Source organism: Pseudomonas sp. BSw22131, assembly GCF_026810445.1.
Lineage (GTDB): Bacteria > Pseudomonadota > Gammaproteobacteria > Pseudomonadales > Pseudomonadaceae > Aquipseudomonas > Aquipseudomonas huanghezhanensis.
On the sequence record NZ_CP113949.1, the window covers coordinates 5,599,649 to 5,625,000 of the forward strand.

Genomic DNA, 25,352 nt, shown 5'->3' on the forward strand with positions numbered 1-25,352 from the left:
TTCAATGACCTCCTGAGCGTCGGCTGCGTCGGGATGAAATCCGGTCGATGAACAGGTTCACGCCAATGGTCAGCGTGCCAATGGCCAACGCCGGAATCACCAGCGCAGGCGCGCCTTGGTTGAGCCCGCCAATGTTCTCGCGCACCAGAGAGCCCAGGTCCGCATCCGGCGGCTGCACGCCAAGCCCCAGAAAGCTCATGCCACTGAGCAGAAGCACGATGAAACCGAAACGCAGGCCCAGGTCGGTGAGCACCGGATTGAGCATGTTCGGCAGAATTTCGACGCACGCGATATACAACCGGCGCTCGCCGCGGGTACGTGCCACTTGCACGTACTCAAGCGCTTCGATATTGACCGCCAGACTGCGGGCAATCCGAAACGCGCCCGGTGAAAAACTCAGCACCGCAGTGCAGATCAACAGCAGGACAGATGAGCCGAAGGCCGAGACCATGATCAGCGCCAGCATCTTGCTGGGGATGGAAATGAAAGCGTCCATCAAACGGCTGATCACCTCGTCCAGCCACTTGGGCGCCACCACCGACAGCAAGGCGCACGTTGTACCCAGCCCGCTGGCGAGCACCGCTGAAATGAGCGCGAGGCCAACCGTGAAACGTGCGCCCACCAGCACGCGGCTGAGCATGTCGCGGCCCAGATAATCGGTGCCGAACAGGTGCGTCTTGCTGATCACATCGAACACGTTGTCAGAGACCACCTCGCCCACCGGATGAGGCGCAAGCCAGGTACCGAAAATCGCCACCAGAAGCCAGAACACACATACGGTCCCTCCCAGCAGACCCAGCCAGGAGGTGCCGTGAGAAAGCTTTCCGGGTTTGAGGTCAGTGGGCGTTGGCGTCGATTTCACAATGAGATTGTTCATTGGGTTCTCAGCCTCGGGTTGGAAAGAATTGCGCACAGGTCAGCCATCAGCACCAGACCCAGATACGCCGTGCAAAACAGCATGGTGCATGCCTGCACCAACGCCATGTCGCGGTTGGTCACGGCATCGACCATCAAACTGGCGATGCCGGGATAATTGAAAATGGTTTCGACAATGACCACGCCGCCCAACAGGTACGACAGGCTTAGCGCCACTGCATTGGCGATGGGACCTATGGCATTGGGCAACGCGTGACGCAGAACAATGCGCATGGAGCTGACGCCTTTAAGACGTGCCATTTCCACGTACGGGCTGTCCAGTTGGTCGATCACTGCCGCCCGCGTCATGCGTGCCATCTGCGCGACGATCACAAAGCACAGCGTCATGACCGGCAAGGCGTAGGTGCGCATGAATTGCCACGGCGAGGTGATGTCGCTGGCGTAGGACAACGCCGAGAGCCAGCCGAGGTTGACCGCAAATACCAACACGGCGAGGGTCGCCACCAGAAACTCTGGCACTGCAACCAACGCCAGAGTGATGAAACTCAGCACGCTGTCGACACGCCCGCCCCGGCCCATCGCCGAGCCGATACCCAATGTCAGCGCCACAGGCACCGACACCAGCGCGGTGACCGCCGCCAGCATCATCGTGTTGGGAACACGACCGGCCATCAGCTCACTGACCGGCATGGCGCTGGACACCGAGGTGCCCAGGTCGCCACTGATCAGGTTCATCAACCAATGCAGGTAACGCACCACACCCGGCTGATCCAGACCCAGTTTCAGGCGCAGTGCCGCCACCTGTTCCGGCGTCGCGAACTGCCCAAGGGACTGTTGCGCCGCGTCTCCGGGTAGCACAGCCGTAATGGCGAATACCACCATGGACACGATCAACAAAGTCACGATCGCAGCGCCAAAGCGCCGACATATCAGCCAGAGTGTGTTGCTATTCATCGTCTTGCTCCTGCATCAATTCACGCTGCAATCACGCATCCAGCCAGACTTGCTCACTGAACATGTACCCCATGAAACCGCCCAAGGGGTTGCTGCTGTAGTTTTTGATGCGCTTGTCGACGCCATCGATGTTGCTGATGAACACCGGGATGCCGATGCCGCAGTTCTCGCTGACCAGCGTCTGCATGTCGCCGTACATCTTGGCGCGCTTGGCATCGTCCGTTTCGCCACGTGCCAGCATCAACAGCTGATCGAACTGCTCGTTTTTCCAGCCCGATTCGTTCCACGGCGCGGTCGACTGGAAGAACTGCGAGAAGATCACATCGGCGTTGGGCCGAGGGTTGATGTTGCCGAAGCTCAGCGGGTGTTTCATCCAGTGGTTGGACCAGTAACCGTCGCTCGGCACGCGGTTGACGTTGAGGTTCAGGCCTACGGATTTGGCCGACTGCTGCAGCAGCACGGCGATGTCGACAGAACCGGTCGCAGCTGGCGAGCAGACCAGTGGCATGGTGATCTTTTCCATGCCTGCTTTCTTCAACAGGAACTTGGCCTTCTCCGGGTCATATGCACGTTGCGGCAGGTCGGCGTTGTGGTAGCGCGAGCCCGGCGCGATGGGGTGATCGTTGCCGACCACGGCGTAACCCCGGAACACCGCCGATTTAACTTGCTCACGGTCCAGCAGGTATTTCATGGCCTGGGTGAAATCGGCGTTCTGACCAGGCATCTGGTCCTGACGAATGATCAAGTCAGTGTAGTTGCCTGACGGGGCGTCCACGACGCGGTGACCGGCGCTCGCGGCGATGCGCTGAGTCGAGCGCGGGTTGACCTCGTTGATCATGTGCACGTCGCCGGAGAGCAGCGCGTTGACCCGCGATGGCTCGTCGGCGATGGCGATGAATTCGATTTCGTCCAGGTAGGGCAGGCCCGGCTTCCAGTAGCCCGCGTTGCGCACACTGACCGAACGCACGCCCGGTTTGAATTCCTTGACCTTGAACGGCCCGGTGCCAATGCCCTGGCTGAAATCGGTAGTGCCCTCAGGCACGATCAACAGGTGTGATACCGCCAGAATCGAAGGCAGCTCGGCGTTCGGTGCGGCCAGGGTGATCTGCACTTCCAGCGGGCCGGTCGCTTTGATCTCAGCGAACTGTGCCATCAACGGCATGACTTTCGAGCCGGTGGCCGGGTCTTTGTGGCGGGTCAGCGAGAACACGACGTCGGCGGAGGTCAGGCCTTTGCCGTTGTGGAACGTCACGTCCTTGCGCAAGGTGATGGTCCAGACCGTGGCTTTGTCGTTTTCGATGCGCTCTGCCAGTTCCAGTTGTGGCACCAGATGGCTGTCGAAACGGGTCAGGCCGTTGTAGAACATGAAGTGGCGCACGTAGTCGGTGGACAAAGCGCCTTTGGCCGGGTCCAGGGTGTCCGCCGTGGAGCTGGACATGCCCGCAACGCGAATGCGCCCGCCCGGCTTGCCTTTGACGGGTGATGCTGATTCGTCGGCAAACACTTTACCGGCCGCGCCGAACAGACTCCCCGCCCCCGCGGCGGCAACACCGGCAACCCCCAACATACGCAATGCATCACGGCGCGACATGCCGCGATTGAGCCCTTCGAAAACCCGCAGGCTTTCCTGGCCTGTGATGAGCTGGGGTTCGACTATCTTGTCAGCCATATCAGTTCTACCTGTCGAAAATGGGGGGTGTCCGAGTTGCTCACGGTTGACCGGAGCGTCCTTGAAACGCAAACGACGGTGAAGCAAAAACCGAGCTTTCAACAATCTTCAGTGACGGCGATCAATCAGTGCCGGCTGTCCTGATAGCGGTAATACGCACCCACCAACGGCAGGAACCAAGGTTTGCCGAAATGGCCCGGAACTGCCGGCCAGTCCAGTTCACGCCAGGGATTAGCCTGCGCATTGCCGTCCATGACATCGGCCATGACACTGCCCATGTGCACTGACATCTGCACACCATGGCCGCTGTAGCCCATCGAATAAAAAACGCCGTCGTGTTCGCCCGCTCGCGGCAGACGGTCAGACGTCATGTCCACCAGCCCGCCCCAGCAGTAATCGATTTTCACGTTGGACAGTTGGGGAAACATTTGCGTCATCGCCGCCTTCAACACCACGCCGCTCTTGGCGTCGGAGGTGCTGTTGGACATGGCGAAACGTGCGCGACCACCGAACAGCAGTCGGTTGTCCGGGGTAATTCGGAAGTAGTTGCCGATCAAACGGCTGGTGACGTAAGAGCGCTGTTGCGAAAACAATCGCTGGATCAGTGCCTGAGGCAAGACCTCGGTGGCCACCACAAAGCTGCCCACGGGCACGATGCGGCGGCGATACCAACCCGGTCCGCCATGCTGGCAGGCGCCGGTCGCCAGCAGAATCTGCCTGGCCTGAATCGAGCCCTTGGCGGTATTGACCCGATAACCTGCGCTATTGGCTTTCCAGTCCTTTACTGCCGCATCCTGGTAGACGCGGGCGCCATGACGCACCGCCGCATCGGCAAGACCCACACCGAAACGGCCGACATGCATTTGCACGCCGTTGCGCTGTAACAGACCGCCGTGAAACCCGGCCGAATCAACCTCGGCGCGCGCTTGCTCGGCCGTCAGCAACTCGACGTCGGCATCCACTTCACGACGAATCAATTCACATGTCCGGGCCATGCCCTCGTAGTGCATGGCTTTGGCCGCCAACTTGAGCTTGCCATTGCGCTTGAGGTCACAGGCGATGCCTTCCTGCTCCACCAGCGTGACAACGCTTTGCACGGCGCTTTCGTATGCTTTGTAGTATTCGCGGGCTTGGTCGGGCCCAAGGCTTGCGCTCAGCGCCGCGTAATCCTGAGCGACGCCGGTGTTGCACTGTCCGCCGTTACGCCCTGACGCTTCGCCGATCACTTGCCCGGCTTCCAGCACCACCACACTGGCGCCCTTGAGGGCCAAGGCACGTGCAGCTGCAAGACCGGTAAACCCACCGCCTACGATCACGACGTCGGCCTCGCCCTCAACGGCGCCGGCCTGTGCCCCACCGAAATTGGGTGCGGTGTCGAGCCAGTAGGATTCACTGCGCATCTCGTTCCCCTTGCTTGCTGCACGTGGCGGGCTCACGCATGAGCGCCTTGAAAAATGGCGGATTCGTTACTGCTGTGGCGCTTACAGGCCGACCAGGGCAGCGAGACCGCCAATGTCCGGTATCTGACGGTAGCCGTAGAACTCATTGGCCGGGACTTCGTGACCACGGGCGACGAAGGCTTTGTTTTTGATCTTCATGTCATGCGCCGAGAACAGGTCATAACGGAAGCTTGAGGACACATGCAAGATGTCTTCCGGACCGCAGCCCAGGTTGTCGAGCATGAATTCGAAAGCAGCCAGACGCGGCTTGTAGGCCTGCGCCTGTTCAGCGGTGAAGACCTTGTGGAAAGGCGCACCGAGCTTGTCGACATTGGACATGATCTGGCTGTCGCTGGCGTTGGAGAAGATCACCAGCGGGATCTTGTCGGCAATTTTCGACAGGCCGGCTGGCACATCGGCGTGTGGGCCCCAGGTCGGCACGGCGTCGTAATACAGCTGGCCTTCTTCACGGTATTCCACGCCCCAGCGTTTGCAGGTACGCGCCAGCGCAGTCTTGAGGATCTCGTCATAAGGCATCCAGTCACCCATGACCTGATCGAGACGGTACGCCGAGAAATCCTTGACGAATTGGTCCATCTGCTCGGCGGGCACACGGTCAGCGAAGAGCTCGCGGGTCATGGTGCCCATGTGGAAGTTGGTCAGCGTACCGTAGCAGTCGAACGTAATGAATTTAGGTCGAAGAAAGCTCATTTTGTGCGGTCCTGAAAGTTCGTTGAGGTCATGGCATGACGAGCATTCGCACCGTTGCCAGAGCTGTGATTGCAATGCTGCAACACACATTCATTACAACACCGTGAAATCAGCAGATGGCGTTAAAAGTGCGGGCTGCTTGATAGAAACAACCGTTTTGAAGGGCGCCCTCAGCAGACTTTGCGGGGCGCTCCAGGCTTGGGCAAAGCCCAGAATCATGCGCCCTTATGGATCTTTTTCAGCGCTTGTCGCTCAAAAACAGGCGTTTACGCCGCAGAACCTGCTTCTGTCCGAGCAAAATCGGTGCCCTCCCGATCAGCCGCGTTCCATGCCAGCGCATCCTTATATAAGGACCGTCTGAGCGGTCGTTGACGCGCGCCTGAACACGCGTCGTCGCAACGGACTACGAGACACAAAATATGCGTCATCGAGCCCGTGAAAAGCCCAAGCATTTGCTGCCGGACCGGCATGCCGTTTAAGCAGTAACTGTGGTCTGAAACCCTGCGGATCATGGAATCTACCGAATCGTGCAGCGGCCCTTGTCACCCTGTTCAACAGATGGGATACAGCACCTCAGAACGTCTATGAACGCTTGTGCTTATCTTTGAACGGAGACCCGCCATGTCGGACTCGCAACGTCCCGCTGATGCCTACCGCCCGATGACTGCCGCCGATGTGGCCAGCGCCCACGCGCTGTCCGTCGCCCTGAAATGGCCGCATCGCCTTGAAGACTGGGCCATGTTGCAACGCATCGCTCAGGGCTTTGTTGCCGAAGACAACGGCCGGCTGATCGGAAGCGCGTTTGCGTGCCACCAAGGTGATTTTTCAACCATCGGCCTGGTGATCGTCAGCGACGACTATCAAGGCAAAGGTATCGGTCGAAAGCTCATGGACATGGCGCTGGCAACGGTCGCGCCACGCACCGCTATTCTCAACGCCACGCTGGCGGGCGCACCGTTGTACGCAAAGATGGGCTTCAAGGATTTCGGTCAGATCGAGCAACGTCAGGGCCAGGCGACCCTCGCCGGCTCGACGCCGCTCAAAGCGGGCGACAGTTGCCGTGGGCTGGACAATGGCGACTCCTCTCGCCTTATAAAGCTGGCAAACGCTGGCAGCGGACTGGATCGTGGCGCGGTTCTGGATGATGTGCTTCCGAGCATTGAGTACGGCGTCGGCATCGAGTGCGACGGTCAACTTCAAGGCTTTGCACTGTTGCGGCCATTCGGGCGCGGGCTGTGCATCGGCCCGGTGATCGCACAAGACGTCGATCAGGCCCGACACATGATCGAAGAGTTGCTCAGCAAGGTGCCTTACGCCTTTGTGCGGATCGACATCCCCGCCGACTGCGGCCTGGCGCCGTGGCTTGAGGAGTCAGGCCTCAAGCGAGTCGACGCCGTCACGCAAATGAGCCTTGGCGCTGCACCAAAAGCGACTCAGGGCGTGCAGCAATTCGCGCTGGTCACTCAGGCCATCGGCTAAATCATTTTTTGGAGATTCCCATGTCGCAACCCGTTGTTCTGCTGTTGGCACGCGCTGATCACAGCCCTGTAGACGCGCCTTTCGTGGCGGGCCGCCTGAGCGCTGATGACCCATTCGCCCAAGGTCGTAAAACCGCTTTCATCGATGATGCAGGATTCGCAGCGGGGACGGTTGAGACCACCGGTTCGGTCTCGATAGCCAACTACCCGTTCACCGAGATGCTAGTGGTGCACAAGGGCTGCGTGACCATCACCAGTGGTGAACACCGCGTTGAAATCGAGCCCGGCCGGAGCGCTGTAATCGGGCGCGGCAGTGACGTAAAGGTCAATGCTGAGAGCGGCAGTCTGTGGGCGTTTTGCGTTGCGACTCGCGCCACCGGCGCCGACAAACCAGGCGTTGCGCCCATTGATCATCGCGCTGTTCTCGCGCCTTCGGCAGCGCCTGAAGCCAGCATTCTGATCGGCCCGACGCCGCAATGCCGCACCAACAATCTGTTCGAGGACACGGCTAGCACGCTGCGCATTGGTGTGTGGGATTCGACGCCGTATGCGCGTAGCGCACGTCCGCACAAAGTGCATGAATTGATGCACCTGATTGAAGGCGAAGTTGAGCTGAAAATGGACAACGGGCAGAGTGTACTCGTCAAGCCTGGGGACACTGTGTTCGTCCCGCAAGGCACGCCCTGCGCCTGGACGAGCACGATGTACGTGCGCAAGTTTTACGCGGTGAGCTAAAGCGCGTGCAGGCGCTGGAGAAGCGACTGCGCTGTCACGAGGTGTAATCCTCACGCTGGTGCTCGATCAGCCTCAACGCCGCGGTCCAGGCCAGCTCGATCAGGCGCAGGCCTTCTTCGTCATCGGTGAACTGGCTGGCGGTCAGGCGGCACACTTCCTCAGAGGGGAAGATCAACCTGCTGCCTCCTGCCAGCGCCTGAATCTGCGCCTGGCAGGCTCGCTCCAGAAAATGGATTTCGTGGAACGCTTCAGCGACGTTGCGGCCGCCGGCCAGCAAGCCGTGATTGCGCAAAATCATCGCACGATGGCTGCCCAGATCTTTCACCAAACGCTCGCGCTCATCCAGGCATAACGCCACCCCTTCATAGGTGTGATACGCCAGTTTCCCGTAGAACTTGAGGGCATGCTGAGTGATCGGCAGCAGTCCCTGCTCTTGCGCGGATACGCCCATGCCAGCGGCTGTGTGGGTATGAATCACGCAATTCATGTCGGCACGGGCCATGTGGATGGCCGAGTGAATAACGAAACCGGCTTCGTTTACTTCATGCCCATGGTAATGAGGATCGACGATTTTGCCCTCGTGATCGATCTTCACCAGGTCACTGGCACGCATGTGATCGAACAGCACGCCGTATCGGTTGATCAGGAAGTGATGCTCAGGCCCCGGCACGCGGAGGCTGATGTGCGTGTCGATCAGGTCGGTCATGCGAAAGTGGGCAAGCATGCGGTACAAAGCCGCCAGCTCGCAGCGGGCTTGCCACTCAAGTGGCGCAATGGATTGAGGCCGATTCATGCGCGTTCTCCGTATGGCCGTGCGGTTCTGTACCTCATTCGACAGGCCGCCAACAATGAGGCCTCAGCGGGTACGACACAGCGCCGTTATGCGGCGCTGTGTCGGTCCGGACACTGTTACTGACCGCCCTTGAGCATCATCGCTTTGCTCATCATCGTTGCAGCAAACTGCTGGGCGCTCATCTTCTCGCCGTTGAAGTCGACCACATCATTGGCGTAGTGCAGGTTTGAGGTGATGGTGTCGCCTTCGACCTTGCCCAATTGCAGCATGATCGCCATGGCGCCTGCAGTGTCAGCCGCGTCCTTGGCTTGCTGCGCGACGGTTGCAGGATCAGTCACGCCCGCCTGGTTTGCCTGGAATATCGCCAGGTCCTGGATCATCGGTTTGGACAGCGACAACTTGGCGTCCAGCTGCGTCAGCGTTTGCTTGAGCAGCACAGGCGCAGGTTGGTCCAGCGACGTCGGGTTGTTCAGGTCCATGGTCAGGCTGAAATGGCTTTCGCCGTTTTTGGTTTTCAGCGCGAGCTTTTCCAGTTCGATGTGCGGCTTGGCGGCGAGCAGCTTGGCAACCTCCGCCTGCACCATCGCCTGATCGGCAGGGCTGATCCGCGGGATGAATCGCTCACCCGCCATCGCTGCGGCCTGGGCCTGCGGCTGGATCTTGTCCTTGTAGAACTGCAGCAGCGTCTGAGTGGAGGCGATGTCGAAGTTGGCAAACTTCCAGAGCATCTGCGAGGAACCGATTTCCTTGCCGTTGTAGCTGAGCATGCCGATGTCGTAACTGACCTGCGCGCTCAGGTTGCCTTCCACTTCCTGGAGCAGGCTTGAGCTGACGAGGTTCTTGACATCAATCGGCGGCTTGCCGACCACCTGCACGACCGCCGAGGCCACTTTCGCATCGCTGTGGCCCAGATAGAAACCGGACTTGCCCTTGGTGCCGCCGGTATCAAAGGTGAACCCTTGGAGGGCGACGCGCACCGGGCCTTCTTCGGACTTGGCGTTGATGTCGAGCGTGTCCAGATTGCCGGAGGCCTGGAGTTTCTCGCCGTCGCCGCTGGCCTCGGCATCGAGTGTGAAACCGGAGAACTTGAACGTGCCTTTCTCGTCTTCGAACTGGATCGGCAAAAACGCCAGACGGCCTTGCGCAGCGCGGTCGTAGCCCATGCTGAACTGCCCAGCCACCGGCGACTGACCATTGGTCATGGCAAACCAGCGCTCGGTAAAGGCGTTCTTTTCCAGCTCGGCGTTGCTGGCGACCATCACCGGCATCAGCTTCAGAGACTTCACGCGGGACCATGGAAACGGGCCGTGTTCGATATGGTCGACCACCAGCACTTCAACCAGCTGGCCTTGATTAAACTCAGGACTTTGCAGGTTGACGCGATAGTGCGCGGTGCTGGTGAAGACATGCCGCTCGAGCGAAATCAGCTCAACACTGGCATCGCCCTGCTGCCCAACCATGGCGGTCTTGAGCTGCTTGTTGCCCTCGACGAGCGCATCGCCAAGCACGCCTTCCAGTTGGGTGCCTGTGTACCAGGCGCCTGCGGTGATCAATGCGCCCGCTACCACAACGACGCCTACGGCAATTTTTGCTGATTTATTCATGTGTCGACTCGAAGATGTCCGTTCTGGTGATTATTGATGTCTTCCCTGACCCCTGAAAGGTTGGGCGGTTGGGACACGCCAGGCCGACGCAGCATCGGCCGCTGCCCAGAGCCGGAGCAGATTAGCACTCGCGTGCGGTGGCGACATCCCCGACCGCGTGCATTTGGACCCTGATCAAAGGCGTATTGCATCAAAAGCGTCATTCTCAGGACGCATCGGATCGAATTCGTGTAACTGACGAAGCGGATTTGCTCCGTTTCGCCTAGCCATCGTCTTCGGCCAGTTGTTAGGCTGGGCATCAATTTGCAAACGGGATCGATGAAATGAGCGAAGCGCAGAACGCAAAAGGCCCGATAAAGGCTGTGATTTTCGACATGGACGGCTTGCTGCTCGATACCGAAGGCATCTACACCGAAGTCACTGACACCATCGCCAAGCGTCATGGCAAGACGTTTGGCTGGGACGTTAAGCAGCACACGATTGGCCGCGGCGCTACGGACTTTGCCGAGTACGTGATTGAGGCGCTGCAACTGCCGATGACTGCCGACGAGTTCCTGACCATCCGCCAACCCATGCTCGATGACCGCTTTCCGCGTGCACTGCCGATGCATGGCGCTGAAGCACTGGTGCGGCATTTGGCCGAGCACAACATTCCGATTGCGGTGGGCACCAGCTCATCGATCCATTACTTCCACGCCAAGACCACGCTGCACCGCGCCTGGTTCGAGCTGTTCCATCACGTAGTGACAGCCGACGATCCGGACGTCACCGCCGCCAAGCCAGCGCCGGACATTTTTCTGGTCGCCGCAAGACGCTTGGGCGTCGATCCGAAAGACTGCCTGGTGTTCGAGGACTCCCCATTTGGCGTGACCGCCGCAAAAGCTGCCGGGATGTACGCGGTGGCAGTGCCGGACTCGCACATGCCGGCAGAGCAATACACTCACGCTGATTTGATGCTGGATTCGCTTGCGGACTTTCCGCTGGAGGATTGGGGTCTGCCGGCCTATACCTGAGCAGATCCCAGTGAGTGATGTTGCAGAGATGGCGCAATGCGGTGGGCCTGACACAGCCCAAGTGGAGGTTTCAGGGCCGCTGCAGAGTGTCTTTCCGAGCTGCCAGAAACATTTGCTTGCATCTTGCTTTATTGATTTTGCTTCTCATTCGTTAATGATAGGCGGCCAAACCATTTGGCCCACCGCGTGCAGTTACCTGGCGGTGTCATCATTGCAGACAAGACGCTCAATCCATGTCCAAGAAGTCGCGCTCGCGCATCTGGTTTCTCGTCCACAGCTGGCTGGCGCTGCCCATCTGGTTTTTCGTACTGATCGTCTGCGTCACCGGCACGCTGGCGGTGGTGAGTCAGGAAATCGTCTGGCTGGCGCTGCCAGAAATACGTGCAACGCAGCCCTCTGACGACGCACCCTTGTTGACCTTCGGTCAGGCGGTGGAAGCCATTCACACGGCGCGGCCTGAACTGGTCATCCATGAAATCAACCGCCCCGATGAGTCGCATTTCGCGCTCAACGCCTTGGTGAGCAACCCGGATGGCAGCTCGACAACATTGTTCGTCAACCCCTACACCGGCGTGATCCAGGGCAAGAACCCCGACTTTGACTTCCAGCAATTTACGCGCGCGCTGCATGGGTGGTGGCTGGTGCCGTTCACCAGTGGCTTCAGTTGGGGCTGGTATCTGGTGTCATTACTGAGCCTGCCGCTGCTGGCTTCGCTGGTAACCGGGCTGGTGGTGTACAAGCGTTTCTGGCGGGGGTTTTTCAGGCCAAATCTGCGTTTTAATCAAGGCGCTAGAATTTTCTGGGGCGACTTTCATCGCCTGTCGGGCATCTGGTCGATCTGGTTCATCGCGGTCATCTCGATCACCGGGCTGTGGTTTCTGATTCAGGCGATCCTGTTCGATAACCACATCGATATCTCCACCGAAGGCGTGCCCAATATGGTTGCGCGCCAGGAAGTACCGCGTACGGCCGATGGTCAGCCACCCCGTTTGACCGCTGTGGATAACGCAATCGACACCGCGCAAAAAACTATTCCGGGGCTTGAGATCAGCGCCGTCACCTTTCCCGGCACCGCCTACAACCACATTTCGCTGTCAGGGCGCGGCTGGTATCCGTTGATGTTTCAGAGTGCCTCGATCAACCCCTACACCGGCCAGATTGCCGAGCAGCGCCTGCTGTCGGACTATTCGAAGCTGGAATTCGTGACTCAATCGATGCGCCCGCTGCACACCGGTGATTTCGGCGGCCTGTGGATAAAAATGATCTGGCTGTTCTTCGGTTTGCTACTGAGCATGATGGTGCTCAGCGGCTTGTTGATCTGGACCAAGCGCACTGCGCAGGCCACCGCTGCGGCACTTCGCCGCCCTGCCCGCTTGAACCGCAGCACCGCGCAGGTGAGCCCATGAGCAAGGCCGCGACGCAACTCGACAAGCACACGAAGCCGCCCTCTCGTGCACGCCGCCTTTGGCTCAAATGGCGATTTCACCTGAGCATTCTTTTGTTGCTGATCCCACTGGGCTTCATGCCGCAATACTTTCGGGACATGGCCTTTTTTCGCGGGGACACAGGTTTGGGCGAACGCATCATCGGTGACGTGCAGGTCGGGCCATGGAGCCTGACGCTGGCGGAAACCCATGAAGCTGGCCCGGAATCGGAAGCCCCCGGCGTGTACATCAAGGAATTCAATGCCGAACTGTGTGCTGCCTGCATCCCGCAGATCAAAGCCGGCTACTTGCGGATCGGCAAACCGCGCAGCCTGCGAACGGCCGGGGCGATCTTCGAGGGCAGTCCTTATCGCCTCGGAGCAGAAGTAGCGGTTTCAGCATCCGCCACCGCAGATGAGGAATTGTGGATAACGCTGGAAGGCTGGGACGGCTCGGTTCACCAGACGACTATGTCGCTGGCCAAGGCATCTCCGAAAACCGTCGAATGGCTGAAGACCCAGGGAAACCGACCATGATTCGCCTACTTCTGATTGCTGTTGCATCGCTGACAGTCAGCGTGTCAGCGCACGCCCATACGCTGTTGTGTGAATGCCGAGAGATCGCTGATAAACAGGTCCAGTGCACAGGCGGTTTTGCCCACGGCAGTGGCGCGAGCGGGGTTACCATCGATGTCATTGGCTACGACGAAAAAACACTCATGGCAGGGAAGTTTGCAGACGACTCCACCTTCACCTTCAAGCGGCCGGACGGCGACTTTTATGTGCTGATGGACATGGGCGCGGGACACACGCTGGAGATCGATCACGACAAAATTCAGGCCAAGCAATAAACACTTTCGCCTAGCTGACCGCCTTCAAATCCACCCCCAGCGCCGCTGCGAACGCCTTCACTAAGCGGCTGCGGGGGGCGCTGTCACGCAACATGAGGTTGAATGGCCGCAAGGCCTACATTCAACTCGTTCTGAGCGGCACTGAAGCCTCCTGCTTCAACCACCGCCTGAAACACTCGCAACAGCTTGAAGTCCTGTCCGCTCAATGTCAGCGACGCTCGGGCTCCCGGTTTGGGCGGGAAGTTTCCAGAAGTGGAAAGTGGAGTTTCCACAATGCTTATTTACCTCGCCCGCCATATTCAACAGGCTTTGACCCACAACAAAAACACCGCCGGGCCGCGATAATGAACACAGATAATGGCGATTGGCAACCTTCCATTCCATACCCCGATCAGTGACAAGTCGCTGATTTAAAGATGATTAAAACCTGATACTTCGATCAGGACTTGATACTCGAAACTGCCCTCCAAAGTCAGCGAAATACTTGATGACGCCCGCCCGCTCGTTAAGAGCAGGACGCGCGCTCCGATCAGTTTTGCGGGTATCGAATTCCCGTGCTCATGCCAACTAACTGCAGCGCGCCGGCTTGCTGGACGCGGCCGAAACGCTGGCCATGGTCGAAGCGCTGAACCGCATTGGTGAAGACTTTCGCAAAAGCACGCTGCACCCCACGCAAGACGATGAAGACGTGCACACCTTTATCGAGCGCGTACTGACTGAGCGACTCGCCGCACTGGGCGGAAAGCTGCGCAGGCCGCTCACGCAACGACCCGACCGCCAACGACTTGCGTCTGTTTCTACGTGATCACGCCCGGCTCATTACCACGCAAGTGCTGGGGCTGCGGGAGGCTGTTGTGGCGCAAGCCGAGCAGCACGTCGACAGCATCTGCCCAGGCTTCACTCACCTGCAACAGGCACCGCCGATCGTTTTCGCCCATCATTTGCTTGCCCATGCGCAGTCGATGCCGCGTGATATGCAGCGCCTGGTCGACCGGGATGTACGCACTGCGTTGTCGCCGTTGGCGGGCTCCGCCATCGCACGCCAGCCAGAACAATCAGCAAGGGAAATGGGCTACACCGGTCCATGCGAAAACTCTATAGATGCTGTGGCCAGTCGCGATCATGCGGCGGAGTTCCTGTTCGTGGCGAGCATGCTGGGCGTGAATATCTCTCGTTTGGCAGAAGAGTTCTGCCTGTGGTCCTCGCGACAGTTTCGCTGGGTGTACCTGGACGATGCCTACGCCACTGGCAGCTCGATCATGCCGCAGAAGAAGAATCCGGACATCGCTGAGCTGGCTCGCGGCAAGGCTGGGCGCCTGATCGGTAATCTCACCGGACTGCTGTCGACGCTCGAGTCCCTGCCGCTTTCGTACAACCGGGACCTCAGTGAAGACAAGAACAGCGTGCTTGATAGCTTCGATACCTTGCTGCTGGTGCTGCCAGCAATGGCCGGAATGGTCGCGACCATGACGGTCAACGTTGAGGAGTTACGTCGTCAGGCACCACTGGGCTTCACGCTGGCCACAGAAGTAGCGGATTGGCTGTCGGTACGCGGCGTGCCGTTCAAGGAAGCGCATGAGATTACCGGCGCGCTCGTCCAGTTATGGGAGAAATACGACATTGAACTGTGGGAAGCCACTCCAGCGATGCTGACCGAAATTGACGTGCGGTTGACGCCCGAAGTGCGCGAATGCCTGACGCTGGAGCCGGCGATTGCAGCGCGAAGTGGTTGGGGCGGCACCGCGCCAGAACGAGTTCGTGAGCAGATCGGTCGCTTGAAGACTGCGCTGACCGCACAGCACCAACGGGCTGAGACTTACGACGGATTTCGTATCTGAACCGCCTATTTCCACTGATGTGAGGGGCCGTTCCGCGAACAGGCTATCGTAGAAACACCATCAACCAGCCACAGGCCGAGCGTTTGCTGGCAATGATTCTGGGGGTCATCATCGGTGTGATCATCGCCGTCATGCGCATGTCGGCGAACCCGATCCTGCGCTATGTCGCCATTACCTACACCTGGCTGTTTCGCGGCACCCCGCTGATCCTGCAACTGCTGCTGTGGTTCAACCTGGCGCTGATGTTCCCGGTGATAGGCATCCCGGGCGTGTTCACCCTAGACACCGTGAGCCTGATGACACCGTTCATGGCTGCACTGCTCGGCCTGAGTATCAACCAGGGCGCCTACACCGCCGAGGTAGTACGCGCAGGTTTGCTGTCGGTGGATACGGGTCAGTACGAGGCAGCTAAATCCATTGGGATGACCCGCTTGCAGGCGTTACGCCGGATCATCTTGCCGCAGGCAATGCGGGTGATCATCCCACCCGTGAGCAACGAGTTCATCCGCATGGTGAAAATGACCAGCCTGGCGAGCGTGATTCAGTATTCCGAGCTGCTGCACAACGCGCAAAACATCTACTACGCAAACGCGCGAGTCATGGAGTTGCTGATTGTGGCAGGGACTTGGTACCTGTCAGTGGTGACGGTGATGCGTGACCTCGCGCACAGCGGCCTGACCATGATCGTTGTGACCCACCCCCGGTGTCAGGATAGTTGTCGCCTCTCCGGTTTTTCCTAAAAAAGTATATCGGGGGCGGAAAGAGACTGGTCGTGCCGTACTATTCACCTGAACGCAGAGCCGCATTACTCAAGATGCTGCTTCACCCGCTGAACCTGTCGATGGCCGAGGTTTCCCGGCGCGAAGGGGTCAGCGAAATGTCTTTGTCCAACTGGCGCAAACAGCTCAGTTCTGAAGGAAGTGCAGTGTCCGAAAACAAGCCGTTGACCGAGAACTGGTCAGCCGAAACCAAGTTTGCTGTCGTGCTTGAAGCCGCCGGTTTGTCCGAGATCGACCTGGGTGAATACTGCCGCCGCAAGGCCTTTACCCGAGCAAATCACGGCCTGGCGACAAGCCTTCATCACCGGCCAGAAATCGGAAAAGGCCCTGCAAAAAGAAGAACGAGACCAGGCGCGCAAAGACAAGAAACGCATCCAGGAACTTGAGCGCGAACTGCGCCGCAAAGACAAGGCGCTCGCTGAAACAGCCGCGTTATTGGTGCTGCGAAAAAAGCTCAACGACTACTGGGCGACCGACGACGAGGCCAACTAACGTCTCTGCCAGAGCGGCAGTTACTCGTGGCCTGGCTGGGCGAAGCGGTCGCGGCGGGAGCCAGAAAAATCAGGGCCTGTCGGGAAGTTGGTCTGTCGCTGCGCACCTTGCAACGGTGGACTCAAACAGACGCTATCCAGACCGACGCCCGTACGACGGTCACACGGCCAACGCCACGAAATGCGCTGACCGAGGCAGAGCGACAGGCCATTGTGACGCTGTGTAACAGCCCGCAGTATGCCCACTTGCCGCCAAGCCAGATCGTGCCGCGACTGGCCGACCAAGCCTGTTATCTGGCGTCGGAGTCGACGTTTTATCGCGTCTTGCGCGCAGCGGGCCAGCAGCAACATCGAGGCCGTAGCCTGCGGCCCAGAAGACACGCAGCACCGACAACACACGCAGCCAACGCACCCAATCAGGTGTGGTCGTGGGACATCACGTATCTGCCGTCGCCGGTACGCGGCAAGTATTACTACCTCTATTGATCGAGGATATTTACAGCCGCAAGGCCGTGGGCTGGGAGGTCTACGACGTGGAGAGCGGCGAGAAAGCCGCCGCACTGCTGCAACGCAGCGTGATAGGCGAGCAGTGTTTACGCGAACCGCTGGTGCTGCACTCGGACAACGGTGCACCGATGAAGTCGGTGACACTGCTGAGCAAAATGTACGACCTGGGCATCACCGTCACGTGGCCGACCGCGTGTCAGCAACGACAATCCGTACTCGGAGTCGCTGTTTAGAACCCTGAAATACTGCCCGCAATGGCCGCAGGATGGTTTTGCCAGTTTGGATGCTGCTCGGGCTTGGGTGAGGGGTTTTATGCGCTGGTACAACAACGAGCACCGACATAGCCGCATCCGGTTCGTCACACCGGCTGAGCGGCATCGAGGACTGGATCATCAGGTCTTGGCCCAGCGACATGAGCTGTACGAACGAGCGAAGGAAAACAAACCGGAGCGTTGGTCAGGTCGGACGCGTAACTGGAAGCCGATTGGCACCGTGCTGCTGAATCCGGATCGAGAGCAACAGGTCGAGAAAAGAGCAGCATAGTTAGACGGTGACGCGACAACTACCTTGAAAAACGCCGCCCATGAGCCGGGCTTCGCGCGCGAAGTTTCCAACCCCATGGTGTTCATGGACGGCGGCCAGATTGTGGAGGCCGGCACAGCCCGTAAGACATTCTAATAAGTCCACAAAACCCAAGAACTCAAAGCTTCATTTCTGCCGTTTGCACCTAAACGAAAACCAAAGAGAACGACCATGAAAAAACTCATTATCCCAACGATGCTTGTCGGCCTGATGGCATCTGCCTCGGTTTTCGCTGCGATTCCGGAAAGCCTGAAAGCGAAAGGCGAAATCCATGCCGCCATCGTGCCCAATTATCCGCCGATGGACTTCAAGGACCCGGCCACCAACACCCTGACCGGTGTCGACGTGGACTTGGGCAACGCGCTGGCTGAACGCTTGGACGTGAAGATCAAATGGCAGGAAACGGCTTTCGAGCAAATGGTCAGCGGCTTGGTGACCAAGCGCTTCGACATCATTTTGTCGGGCATGACGGACACGGCCGAGCCGCAGAAATCGGTGACATTTGTCGACTACTTCACCAGCGGACCACAGCTCTACACACTCACCAAAAACACCGGGCTCAACGAGTGGACGGACCTGTGCGGCAAAAAGGTAGGCACCAGCCGCCGCACGAACTGGCCTGCGGAAATCGCCGCGTGGAGCAAGGCAAACTGCGAGGCAGCGGGTAAACCGGCTATCGAAGTGATCGGTTCCGAAGGCTCGGCGGACGCACGCGCGCAACTGCGCCAAGGCCGTCTCGACGCTGCGATGCAGGGCAGCGAAACGATCCCTTACCTGATGACGCAGGAAAAAGATGCCTACAAGCCAATTGGCCTGGCGATCTCCAAGCAGTTCACCGGCCTGGGCGTGAGCAAGTCCAATCCGGAGCTGGCTGCCGCCATTGTTGACGCGATGCAAAGCATGGTCGACGACGGCACCTACGGGCAAATCCTGAAAAAGTGGAACCTGGAACAGGGCGCTGTTACTAGAATCGAGACCAATCAGGGTAAGTGACTCGAGCAGTGGCCACTTATTCCCTCGTCATCCGCCGTCTGATGGTCTGCTCGTTGACCATCGTCATGAGTCGGGCGATGACCAGTGCGGTGTTAACACTGTTCCTAAGCACGAAGCTGGGGCTGGACCAGCAGGACATTGTTCTGCTGGTGGGCGTTGCGGTGTTTCTTGCAACGCTGCTGGGGCTTTACGGCGGCTACATCATTGATCGCCTGGAGAAGCGCAGACTGCTGAACCTGGCGATCCTGTCCAGCGGCGTGGTTTTCACGCTGCTGACCTTCGCGCAGAACGTTTACCTCACCACGCTTACGCTTGTCATCACCGAAACCGCTTCGGCGCAAGCGCTGAAGATTCTCTCCGCCGTGCTGGCATGCAACGCGATCACTGTCATCCTCATTCAGTACGAGATCGGCCGCTTTCTCAAGCGTGAGCAGCTGCCCTACTGTGTTTGCCTGGGGAGCGCACTGTTCGTCATCGGGCTGGTTGGCTTTAGTCTTGCGCAAAGCACCGTGGCCTGGTGGGTGGCGATGTTTGTATTCACGCGGGGAGAAATGATCATCTACCCCGCCGAATACCTGTTCGTCGACACCCTCGCCCCGGACCACCTGCGTGGCAGTTACTTGGGGGCGCAGAATCTCGCGGCATCTGGCGGCGCAATGAGCCCGGTGATCTGTGGCTATCTGCTGATTAACACGCCGACACCGACGATGTTTTACGTATTGGCCGGGCTGACTGCGATGGGCCGGACGCTGTGTTTTTTGAGTGGGCGTCGAGTGAACACGATCGCTGGGCCATGAATTTGTCACTTTTCAAATCTGCTGCAAACAGGCGAGTATGTCCGGCCTAGAGACGTCGGTCTGACAGGTTTTCAGATGTGCGCTACATACCTGACCGGACCGCCCTGATTTCCACTTCTTTCACGAAAAGGATATCGAGCATGACTCACCGTATTCTCGGCCAATCCGGCCTCAAGGTTTCGACGCTGACCCTGGGCTCAATGATGTTCGGTGTGCAGACCAGCACTGAAGAATCGCTGCGCATCATCGACAAGGCTTGGGATCAGGGCGTCAACTTCATCGACACCGCGAACGTCTATAACGGCGGGCGCTCGGAAGAAATCGTCGGTGAAGGCATTGCCTCACGCCGCAGCGAGTGGGTGCTGGCAACCAAGGTGGGCAGCAGCTCCGGCAATACAGCGCCGAACACCAGTGGACTTAACCGCAAACACATCTTCACTGAGCTTGAATCGAGTTTGCGGCGTCTGGATACGGACTACATCGATATCTATTACCTGCACAAGGAAGACCACAGCACCCCACTGGAGGTGACGGTTTCGGCCATCGGTGACTTGATTCGTCAGGGCAAGATTCGTTACTGGGGTGTGTCCAATTTTCGCGGCTGGCGCATTGCCGAGGTGGTGAGCGTCGCGCAGCGCCTGGGTGTGGACAAACCGGTCATCAGCCAGCCCTTGTACAACATCGTCAACCGCCAGGCCGAGCTTGAGCAGATTACCGCCGCACAGTTCTATGGACTTGGTGTAGTGCCATACAGCCCGCTGGCCAGAGGCGTGCTCAGTGGCAAATATGCACCGGACGTGACTCCAGACAGCAGCACGCGAGCTGGCCGTCAGGACAAGCGCATCCTGGAAACCGAATGGCGCGTTGAATCGCTGCGCATCGCTCAGAAAATTCAGCAGTACACGCAGGACAAAGGCGTGGGCATTGTCGAATTTGCTATTGCCTGGGTGCTCAACAACAAGGCCGTGACTTCCGCCATTGTCGGCCCTCGCACCGAAGCGCAGTGGGATAGCTACACCAAGGCTTTGAGTGTGGAGATCACAACCGAGGATGAAGCATTCATCGACTCCTTGGTAACGCCTGGACATGCGTCGACGCCAGGCTTCAATGATGTGCAGCATTTTGTGACCGGGCGCTATCTGTAAAGTGCGTTTCGCCCAGAGTGAAGGCCTTGGAGATAGTGCGAGCGTGGTTGCTGCATTTTGTAGCCATCGCTCAACGATAAGCTGCCCCGGAAGCGGCGGCCTTGTGCCGTTGCGCAGCCGCAGGTACACAGTTGACAAGCTTTCAGGCTGATTCTAGTGTTGCACTGGATCCAATATTCGGCCAAATAAGAAGTAGGCAATGGGCAGAACCGACAAGCAGCAATTTCTGCGGGATATCCTCGGTGACGAGCAACCGCCCGCACATTTGGCACGGGCCGTTATTGAGGCCAAGGTACGTAACGCGATTTTAGATGGTCGGCTGCCTGCAGGTATTGCATTGCGTCAGCAGGAATTGGCAACGCTGTTCGGTGTGAGTCGTATGCCAGTGCGTGAAGCGCTACGTCAGCTTGAGGCTCAGTCGCTGTTACGTGTAGAGACCCACAAAGGCGCTGTGGTTGCGCCATTGATTGGTGAGGACGCCACTGACGCTTACTCGCTGCGTATCCTGCTGGAGTCCGAAGCGTTGCGCCAATCCATTCCATTGCTGACAGACGACGATATCTCCATCGCACGGCTGTGCATCGAGAAGCTGGAAATTGAAGTCGATTATGCAGTCATGGGCACGCTAAACCGCATGTTTCATATGGCGCTTTATTCCAAGGCACCTAACAAACGACTGCTTAAGCTTGTAGAAGACGGCTTGAATGAGGAAGAGCGGTTTTTACGCTTCAACCTGTCAGCCATGGGTTTGGGTAAGTTGTCTCAGCGTGATCACTGGGAGCTATTAGAGCTAGCTGAAGCCAGATCTGTGGACGCTACCGTTGCAGCGCTTGAGCACCACCTCAATCGAGGGGTTGAGGCGATCAACACTTACTTGAAAAGTCGTCCAGTCGAACTTTCTAAATCAGCGACATCACGTAGCAAGCACAGCGCTACCCAGCCGTAACTTGTACGTCGACGGCTTACCCGATCCATGCAACAGCCAGGATGCTTGAATGGGTGGCGGGTTTATCGCAAGCCAGAACAACAAAACCCCTGTCTACGTGGGTAGACAGGGGTTTCGGAATTTAATCTTGACGATGACCTACTCTCACATGGGGAAACCCCACACTACCATCGGCGATGCACCGTTTCACTGCTGAGTTCGGGATGGGATCAGGTGGTTCCAGCGCTCTATGGTCGTCAAGAAATTCAGTTGCTGATTCGTCGTCAAGCGACGTGTCAGCGAAATTTTCTTAAGCTTTCACTAAAACAAAACCCCATCTGCGTAAGCAGATGGGGTTTCGGAATTTAATCTTGACGATGACCTACTCTCACATGGGGAAACCCCACACTACCATCGGCGATGCATCGTTTCACTGCTGAGTTCGGGATGGGATCAGGTGGTTCCAATGCTCTATGGTCGTCAAGAAATTCGGGTACCAAATCGCTGCACCTGTCGCCAGGGCCTCGCTTCGGCAAATCGGGTATGTGATCAGGTAGTTTGGTTCGTGTACTGCAAACTTTCAGCGTCTGTCATCTTCACAGTCACCGCAATCTGTGCCCTCTCGGGTCGCTAGATTGCTTGGGTGTTATATGGTCAAGCCTCACGGGCAATTAGTATTGGTTAGCTCAACGCCTCACAGCGCTTACACACCCAACCTATCAACGTCGTAGTCTTCGACGGCCCTTCAGGGAACTCAAGGTTCCAGTGAGATCTCATCTTGAGGCAAGTTTCCCGCTTAGATGCTTTCAGCGGTTATCTTTTCCGAACATAGCTACCCGGCAATGCCACTGGCGTGACAACCGGAACACCAGAGGTTCGTCCACTCCGGTCCTCTCGTACTAGGAGCAGCCCCTCTCAAATCTCAAACGTCCACGGCAGATAGGGACCGAACTGTCTCACGACGTTCTAAACCCAGCTCGCGTACCACTTTAAATGGCGAACAGCCATACCCTTGGGACCGGCTTCAGCCCCAGGATGTGATGAGCCGACATCGAGGTGCCAAACACCGCCGTCGATATGAACTCTTGGGCGGTATCAGCCTGTTATCCCCGGAGTACCTTTTATCCGTTGAGCGATGGCCCTTCCATACAGAACCACCGGATCACTAAGACCTACTTTCGTACCTGCTCGACGTGTCTGTCTCGCAGTCAAGCGCGCTTTTGCCTTTATACTCTACGACCGATTTCCGACCGGTCTGAGCGCACCTTCGTACTCCTCCGTTACTCTTTAGGAGGAGACCGCCCCAGTCAAACTACCCACCATACACTGTCCTCGATCCGGATAACGGACCTGAGTTAGAACCTCAAAGTTGCCAGGGTGGTATTTCAAGGTTGGCTCCACGCGAACTGGCGTCCACGCTTCAAAGCCTCCCACCTATCCTACACAAGCAAATTCAAAGTCCAGTGCAAAGCTATAGTAAAGGTTCACGGGGTCTTTCCGTCTAGCCGCGGATACACTGCATCTTCACAGCGATTTCAATTTCACTGAGTCTCGGGTGGAGACAGCGCCGCCATCGTTACGCCATTCGTGCAGGTCGGAACTTACCCGACAAGGAATTTCGCTACCTTAGGACCGTTATAGTTACGGCCGCCGTTTACCGGGGCTTCGATCAAGAGCTTCGCGTTAGCTAACCCCATCAATTAACCTTCCGGCACCGGGCAGGCGTCACACCCTATACGTCCACTTTCGTGTTTGCAGAGTGCTGTGTTTTTAATAAACAGTCGCAGCGGCCTGGTATCTTCGACCGGCATGAGCTTACGGAGCAAGTCCTTCACCCTCACCGGCGCACCTTCTCCCGAAGTTACGGTGCCATTTTGCCTAGTTCCTTCACCCGAGTTCTCTCAAGCGCCTTGGTATTCTCTACCCAACCACCTGTGTCGGTTTGGGGTACGGTTCCTGGTTACCTGAAGCTTAGAAGCTTTTCTTGGAAGCATGGCATCAACCACTTCGTGTCCTAGGGACACTCGTCATCAGCTCTCGGCCTTAGAATCCCGGATTTACCTAAGATTCCAGCCTACCACCTTAAACCTGGACAACCAACGCCAGGCTGGCCTAGCCTTCTCCGTCCCTCCATCGCAATAACCAGAAGTACAGGAATATTAACCTGTTTTCCATCGACTACGCTTTTCAGCCTCGCCTTAGGGACCGACTAACCCTGCGTCGATTAACGTTGCGCAGGAAACCTTGGTCTTTCGGCGTGGGTTTTTCACACCCATTGTCGTTACTCATGTCAGCATTCGCACTTCTGATACCTCCAGCAAGCTTCTCAACTCACCTTCACAGGCTTACAGAACGCTCCTCTACCGCATCATCATAAGATGATACCCGTAGCTTCGGTGCATGGTTTGAGCCCCGTTACATCTTCCGCGCAGGCCGACTCGACTAGTGAGCTATTACGCTTTCTTTAAAGGGTGGCTGCTTCTAAGCCAACCTCCTAGCTGTCTAAGCCTTCCCACATCGTTTCCCACTTAACCATGACTTTGGACCTTAGCTGACGGTCTGGGTTGTTTCCCTTTTCACGACGGACGTTAGCACCCGCCGTGTGTCTCCCATGCTCGGCACTTGTAGGTATTCGGAGTTTGCATCGGTTTGGTAAGTCGGGATGACCCCTAGCCGAAACAGTGCTCTACCCCCTACAGTGATACATGAGGCGCTACCTAAATAGCTTTCGAGGAGAACCAGCTATCTCCGAGCTTGATTAGCCTTTCACTCCGATCCACAGGTCATCCGCTAACTTTTCAACGGTAGTCGGTTCGGTCCTCCAGTTAGTGTTACCCAACCTTCAACCTGCCCATGGATAGATCGCCCGGTTTCGGGTCTATTCCCAGCGACTAGACGCCCTATTAAGACTCGCTTTCGCTACGCCTCCCCTATTCGGTTAAGCTCGCCACTGAAAATAAGTCGCTGACCCATTATACAAAAGGTACGCAGTCACCCAACAAAGTGGGCTCCCACTGCTTGTACGCATACGGTTTCAGGATCTATTTCACTCCCCTCTCCGGGTTCTTTTCGCCTTTCCCTCACGGTACTGGTTCACTATCGGTCAGTCAGTAGTATTTAGCCTTGGAGGATGGTCCCCCCATGTTCAGACAAGGTTTCTCGTGCCCCGTCCTACTCGATTTCATTGCAAAGAGATTTTCGCGTACAGGGCTATCACCCACTATGGCCGCACTTTCCAGAGCGTTCCGCTAATCTCAATACAACTTAAGGGCTGGTCCCCGTTCGCTCGCCACTACTAAGGGAATCTCGGTTGATTTCTTTTCCTCAGGGTACTTAGATGTTTCAGTTCCCCTGGTTCGCTCCATACACCTATGTATTCAGTGTAAGGTAACCATCTTATGATGGCTGGGTTCCCCCATTCAGACATCTCCGGATCACAGTCTGTTTGCCGACTCCCCGAAGCTTTTCGCAGGCTACCACGTCTTTCATCGCCTCTGACTGCCAAGGCATCCACCGTATGCGCTTCTTCACTTGACCATATAACCCCAAGCAATCTGGTTATACTGTGAAGACGACATTCGCCGAAAGTTTGCATTTCACAAACTTTACCTTAGCCTGAATGAACACCAGTGAAAGTGCCATCCAGTCTATCTTTCTATCACATACCCAAATTTTTAAAGAACGATCTAATCAAAGACTAGAAATCAACATTCACCGCCTCATCAGCGGAATGCTCATTTCTAAACTCT

17 protein-coding genes, 3 rRNA genes and 5 pseudogenes are annotated in these 25,352 nt (G+C 57.5%); 14 read left to right on the forward strand and 11 right to left on the reverse strand.

Translation table 11 applies throughout. The annotated features are described in order from the left end of the window. Position 1 precedes the first annotated feature (1 nt). The 5 genes from OYW20_RS25310 to OYW20_RS25330 all read right to left on the reverse strand — a co-directional run bounded on the left by OYW20_RS25310 (position 2) and on the right by OYW20_RS25330 (position 5,649). A complete protein-coding gene (locus OYW20_RS25310; protein ID WP_268798591.1) occupies positions 2 to 877 on the reverse strand; it encodes an ABC transporter permease in 876 nt (291 codons plus the stop codon). Then, on the reverse strand, positions 874 to 1,830 hold the full coding sequence (locus OYW20_RS25315; protein WP_268798592.1) for an ABC transporter permease: 957 nt from the start codon (positions 1,828 to 1,830) through the stop codon (positions 874 to 876). Before OYW20_RS25315 ends, OYW20_RS25310 begins: the two co-directional genes overlap by 4 nt. Before the next feature lie 31 nt (positions 1,831 to 1,861). Further along, entirely contained in the window at positions 1,862 to 3,499 is a 1,638-nt protein-coding gene (locus OYW20_RS25320) for an ABC transporter substrate-binding protein (RefSeq protein WP_268798593.1), read from the reverse strand. Between the two features lie 125 nt (positions 3,500 to 3,624). Beyond that, entirely contained in the window at positions 3,625 to 4,899 is a 1,275-nt protein-coding gene (locus tag OYW20_RS25325) for an NAD(P)/FAD-dependent oxidoreductase (protein ID WP_268798594.1), read from the reverse strand. Between the two features lie 81 nt (positions 4,900 to 4,980). Beyond that, positions 4,981 to 5,649: a haloacid dehalogenase type II gene (locus OYW20_RS25330; RefSeq protein ID WP_268798595.1), complete on the reverse strand. Its 669-nt coding sequence runs from the start codon at positions 5,647 to 5,649 to the stop codon at positions 4,981 to 4,983. Positions 5,650 to 6,270: 621 nt separating this feature from the next. Here OYW20_RS25330 and OYW20_RS25335 point away from each other — a divergent pair. Both OYW20_RS25335 and OYW20_RS25340 read left to right on the forward strand, forming a co-directional pair. Next, complete coding sequence (locus OYW20_RS25335; RefSeq protein ID WP_268798596.1) at positions 6,271 to 7,128, forward strand: GNAT family N-acetyltransferase; 858 nt, start codon at positions 6,271 to 6,273, stop codon at positions 7,126 to 7,128. 20 nt (positions 7,129 to 7,148) lie between these two features. After that, entirely contained in the window at positions 7,149 to 7,862 is a 714-nt protein-coding gene (locus OYW20_RS25340) for a cupin domain-containing protein (RefSeq protein ID WP_268798597.1), read from the forward strand. Between the two features lie 34 nt (positions 7,863 to 7,896). Here OYW20_RS25340 and OYW20_RS25345 read toward each other — a convergent pair whose 3' ends face one another. Further along, the gene (locus tag OYW20_RS25345; protein ID WP_268798598.1) at positions 7,897 to 8,655 is read right to left on the reverse strand and encodes a class II aldolase/adducin family protein; all 759 of its coding nucleotides are present in this window, start codon (positions 8,653 to 8,655) and stop codon (positions 7,897 to 7,899) included. Between the two features lie 116 nt (positions 8,656 to 8,771). After that, a complete protein-coding gene (locus OYW20_RS25350; protein WP_268798599.1) occupies positions 8,772 to 10,259 on the reverse strand; it encodes a YdgA family protein in 1,488 nt (495 codons plus the stop codon). Between the two features lie 323 nt (positions 10,260 to 10,582). Here OYW20_RS25350 and OYW20_RS25355 point away from each other — a divergent pair, with 323 nt between their 5' ends. From OYW20_RS25355 to OYW20_RS25370, 4 genes are all read left to right on the forward strand, one after another. Beyond that, on the forward strand, positions 10,583 to 11,272 hold the full coding sequence (locus OYW20_RS25355) for an HAD-IA family hydrolase (protein ID WP_268798600.1): 690 nt from the start codon (positions 10,583 to 10,585) through the stop codon (positions 11,270 to 11,272). Between the two features lie 233 nt (positions 11,273 to 11,505). Then, positions 11,506 to 12,678, forward strand: coding sequence for a PepSY-associated TM helix domain-containing protein (locus tag OYW20_RS25360; protein ID WP_268798601.1), 1,173 nt, complete (start codon positions 11,506 to 11,508; stop codon positions 12,676 to 12,678). Further along, complete coding sequence (locus OYW20_RS25365) at positions 12,675 to 13,232, forward strand: thiamine pyrophosphate-binding protein (RefSeq protein WP_268798602.1); 558 nt, start codon at positions 12,675 to 12,677, stop codon at positions 13,230 to 13,232. The genes OYW20_RS25360 and OYW20_RS25365 overlap by 4 nt, the downstream gene beginning before the upstream one ends. Beyond that, positions 13,229 to 13,546 carry a hypothetical protein gene (locus OYW20_RS25370; RefSeq protein ID WP_268798603.1) on the forward strand — a complete coding sequence of 106 codons (318 nt, stop codon included), beginning with the start codon at positions 13,229 to 13,231 and terminating at the stop codon, positions 13,544 to 13,546. The genes OYW20_RS25365 and OYW20_RS25370 overlap by 4 nt, the downstream gene beginning before the upstream one ends. Positions 13,547 to 13,632: 86 nt before the next feature. Here the strand turns inward: OYW20_RS25370 and OYW20_RS25375 are convergent. Then, a pseudogene (locus OYW20_RS25375) lies at positions 13,633 to 13,818 on the reverse strand (LysR family transcriptional regulator); the annotation flags it as partial. 269 nt (positions 13,819 to 14,087) lie between these two features. Here OYW20_RS25375 and argH point away from each other — a divergent pair. The 8 genes and pseudogenes from argH to OYW20_RS25415 all read left to right on the forward strand — a co-directional run. Then, positions 14,088 to 15,384 (forward strand): annotated as a pseudogene (argH, locus tag OYW20_RS25380) (argininosuccinate lyase); the annotation flags it as partial. Between the two features lie 83 nt (positions 15,385 to 15,467). Then, a pseudogene (locus OYW20_RS25385) lies at positions 15,468 to 16,124 on the forward strand (ABC transporter permease subunit); the annotation flags it as partial. A gap of 32 nt (positions 16,125 to 16,156) precedes the next feature. Continuing rightward, positions 16,157 to 17,704, forward strand: a pseudogene (locus OYW20_RS25390) (IS3 family transposase). Positions 17,705 to 17,716: 12 nt separating this feature from the next. Next, a pseudogene (locus tag OYW20_RS25395) lies at positions 17,717 to 17,892 on the forward strand (ectoine/hydroxyectoine ABC transporter ATP-binding protein EhuA); the annotation flags it as partial. Between the two features lie 22 nt (positions 17,893 to 17,914). Further along, the gene (locus OYW20_RS25400) at positions 17,915 to 18,736 is read left to right on the forward strand and encodes an ABC transporter substrate-binding protein (RefSeq protein ID WP_268798604.1); all 822 of its coding nucleotides are present in this window, start codon (positions 17,915 to 17,917) and stop codon (positions 18,734 to 18,736) included. 8 nt (positions 18,737 to 18,744) lie between these two features. Further along, on the forward strand, positions 18,745 to 19,533 hold the full coding sequence (locus OYW20_RS25405; protein WP_268798605.1) for an MFS transporter: 789 nt from the start codon (positions 18,745 to 18,747) through the stop codon (positions 19,531 to 19,533). Positions 19,534 to 19,673: 140 nt separating this feature from the next. Continuing rightward, positions 19,674 to 20,678 (forward strand): aldo/keto reductase, encoded by a 1,005-nt coding sequence (locus OYW20_RS25410; protein ID WP_268798606.1) that lies wholly within the window; start codon positions 19,674 to 19,676, stop codon positions 20,676 to 20,678. A gap of 199 nt (positions 20,679 to 20,877) precedes the next feature. Then, positions 20,878 to 21,624, forward strand: a complete 747-nt coding sequence (locus OYW20_RS25415; protein ID WP_268798607.1) for a GntR family transcriptional regulator — start codon at positions 20,878 to 20,880, stop codon at positions 21,622 to 21,624. 125 nt (positions 21,625 to 21,749) lie between these two features. On the opposite strand, the gene rrf (OYW20_RS25420) is transcribed toward OYW20_RS25415, so the two are convergent. From rrf (OYW20_RS25420) to OYW20_RS25430, 3 genes are all read right to left on the reverse strand, one after another. Beyond that, positions 21,750 to 21,865 (reverse strand): 5S ribosomal RNA (gene rrf / locus OYW20_RS25420). A gap of 107 nt (positions 21,866 to 21,972) precedes the next feature. Further along, positions 21,973 to 22,088, reverse strand: a 5S ribosomal RNA gene (gene rrf / locus OYW20_RS25425). Positions 22,089 to 22,253: 165 nt separating this feature from the next. After that, positions 22,254 to 25,140: ribosomal RNA gene (locus OYW20_RS25430) — 23S ribosomal RNA — on the reverse strand. Positions 25,141 to 25,352: the final 212 nt, after the last annotated feature.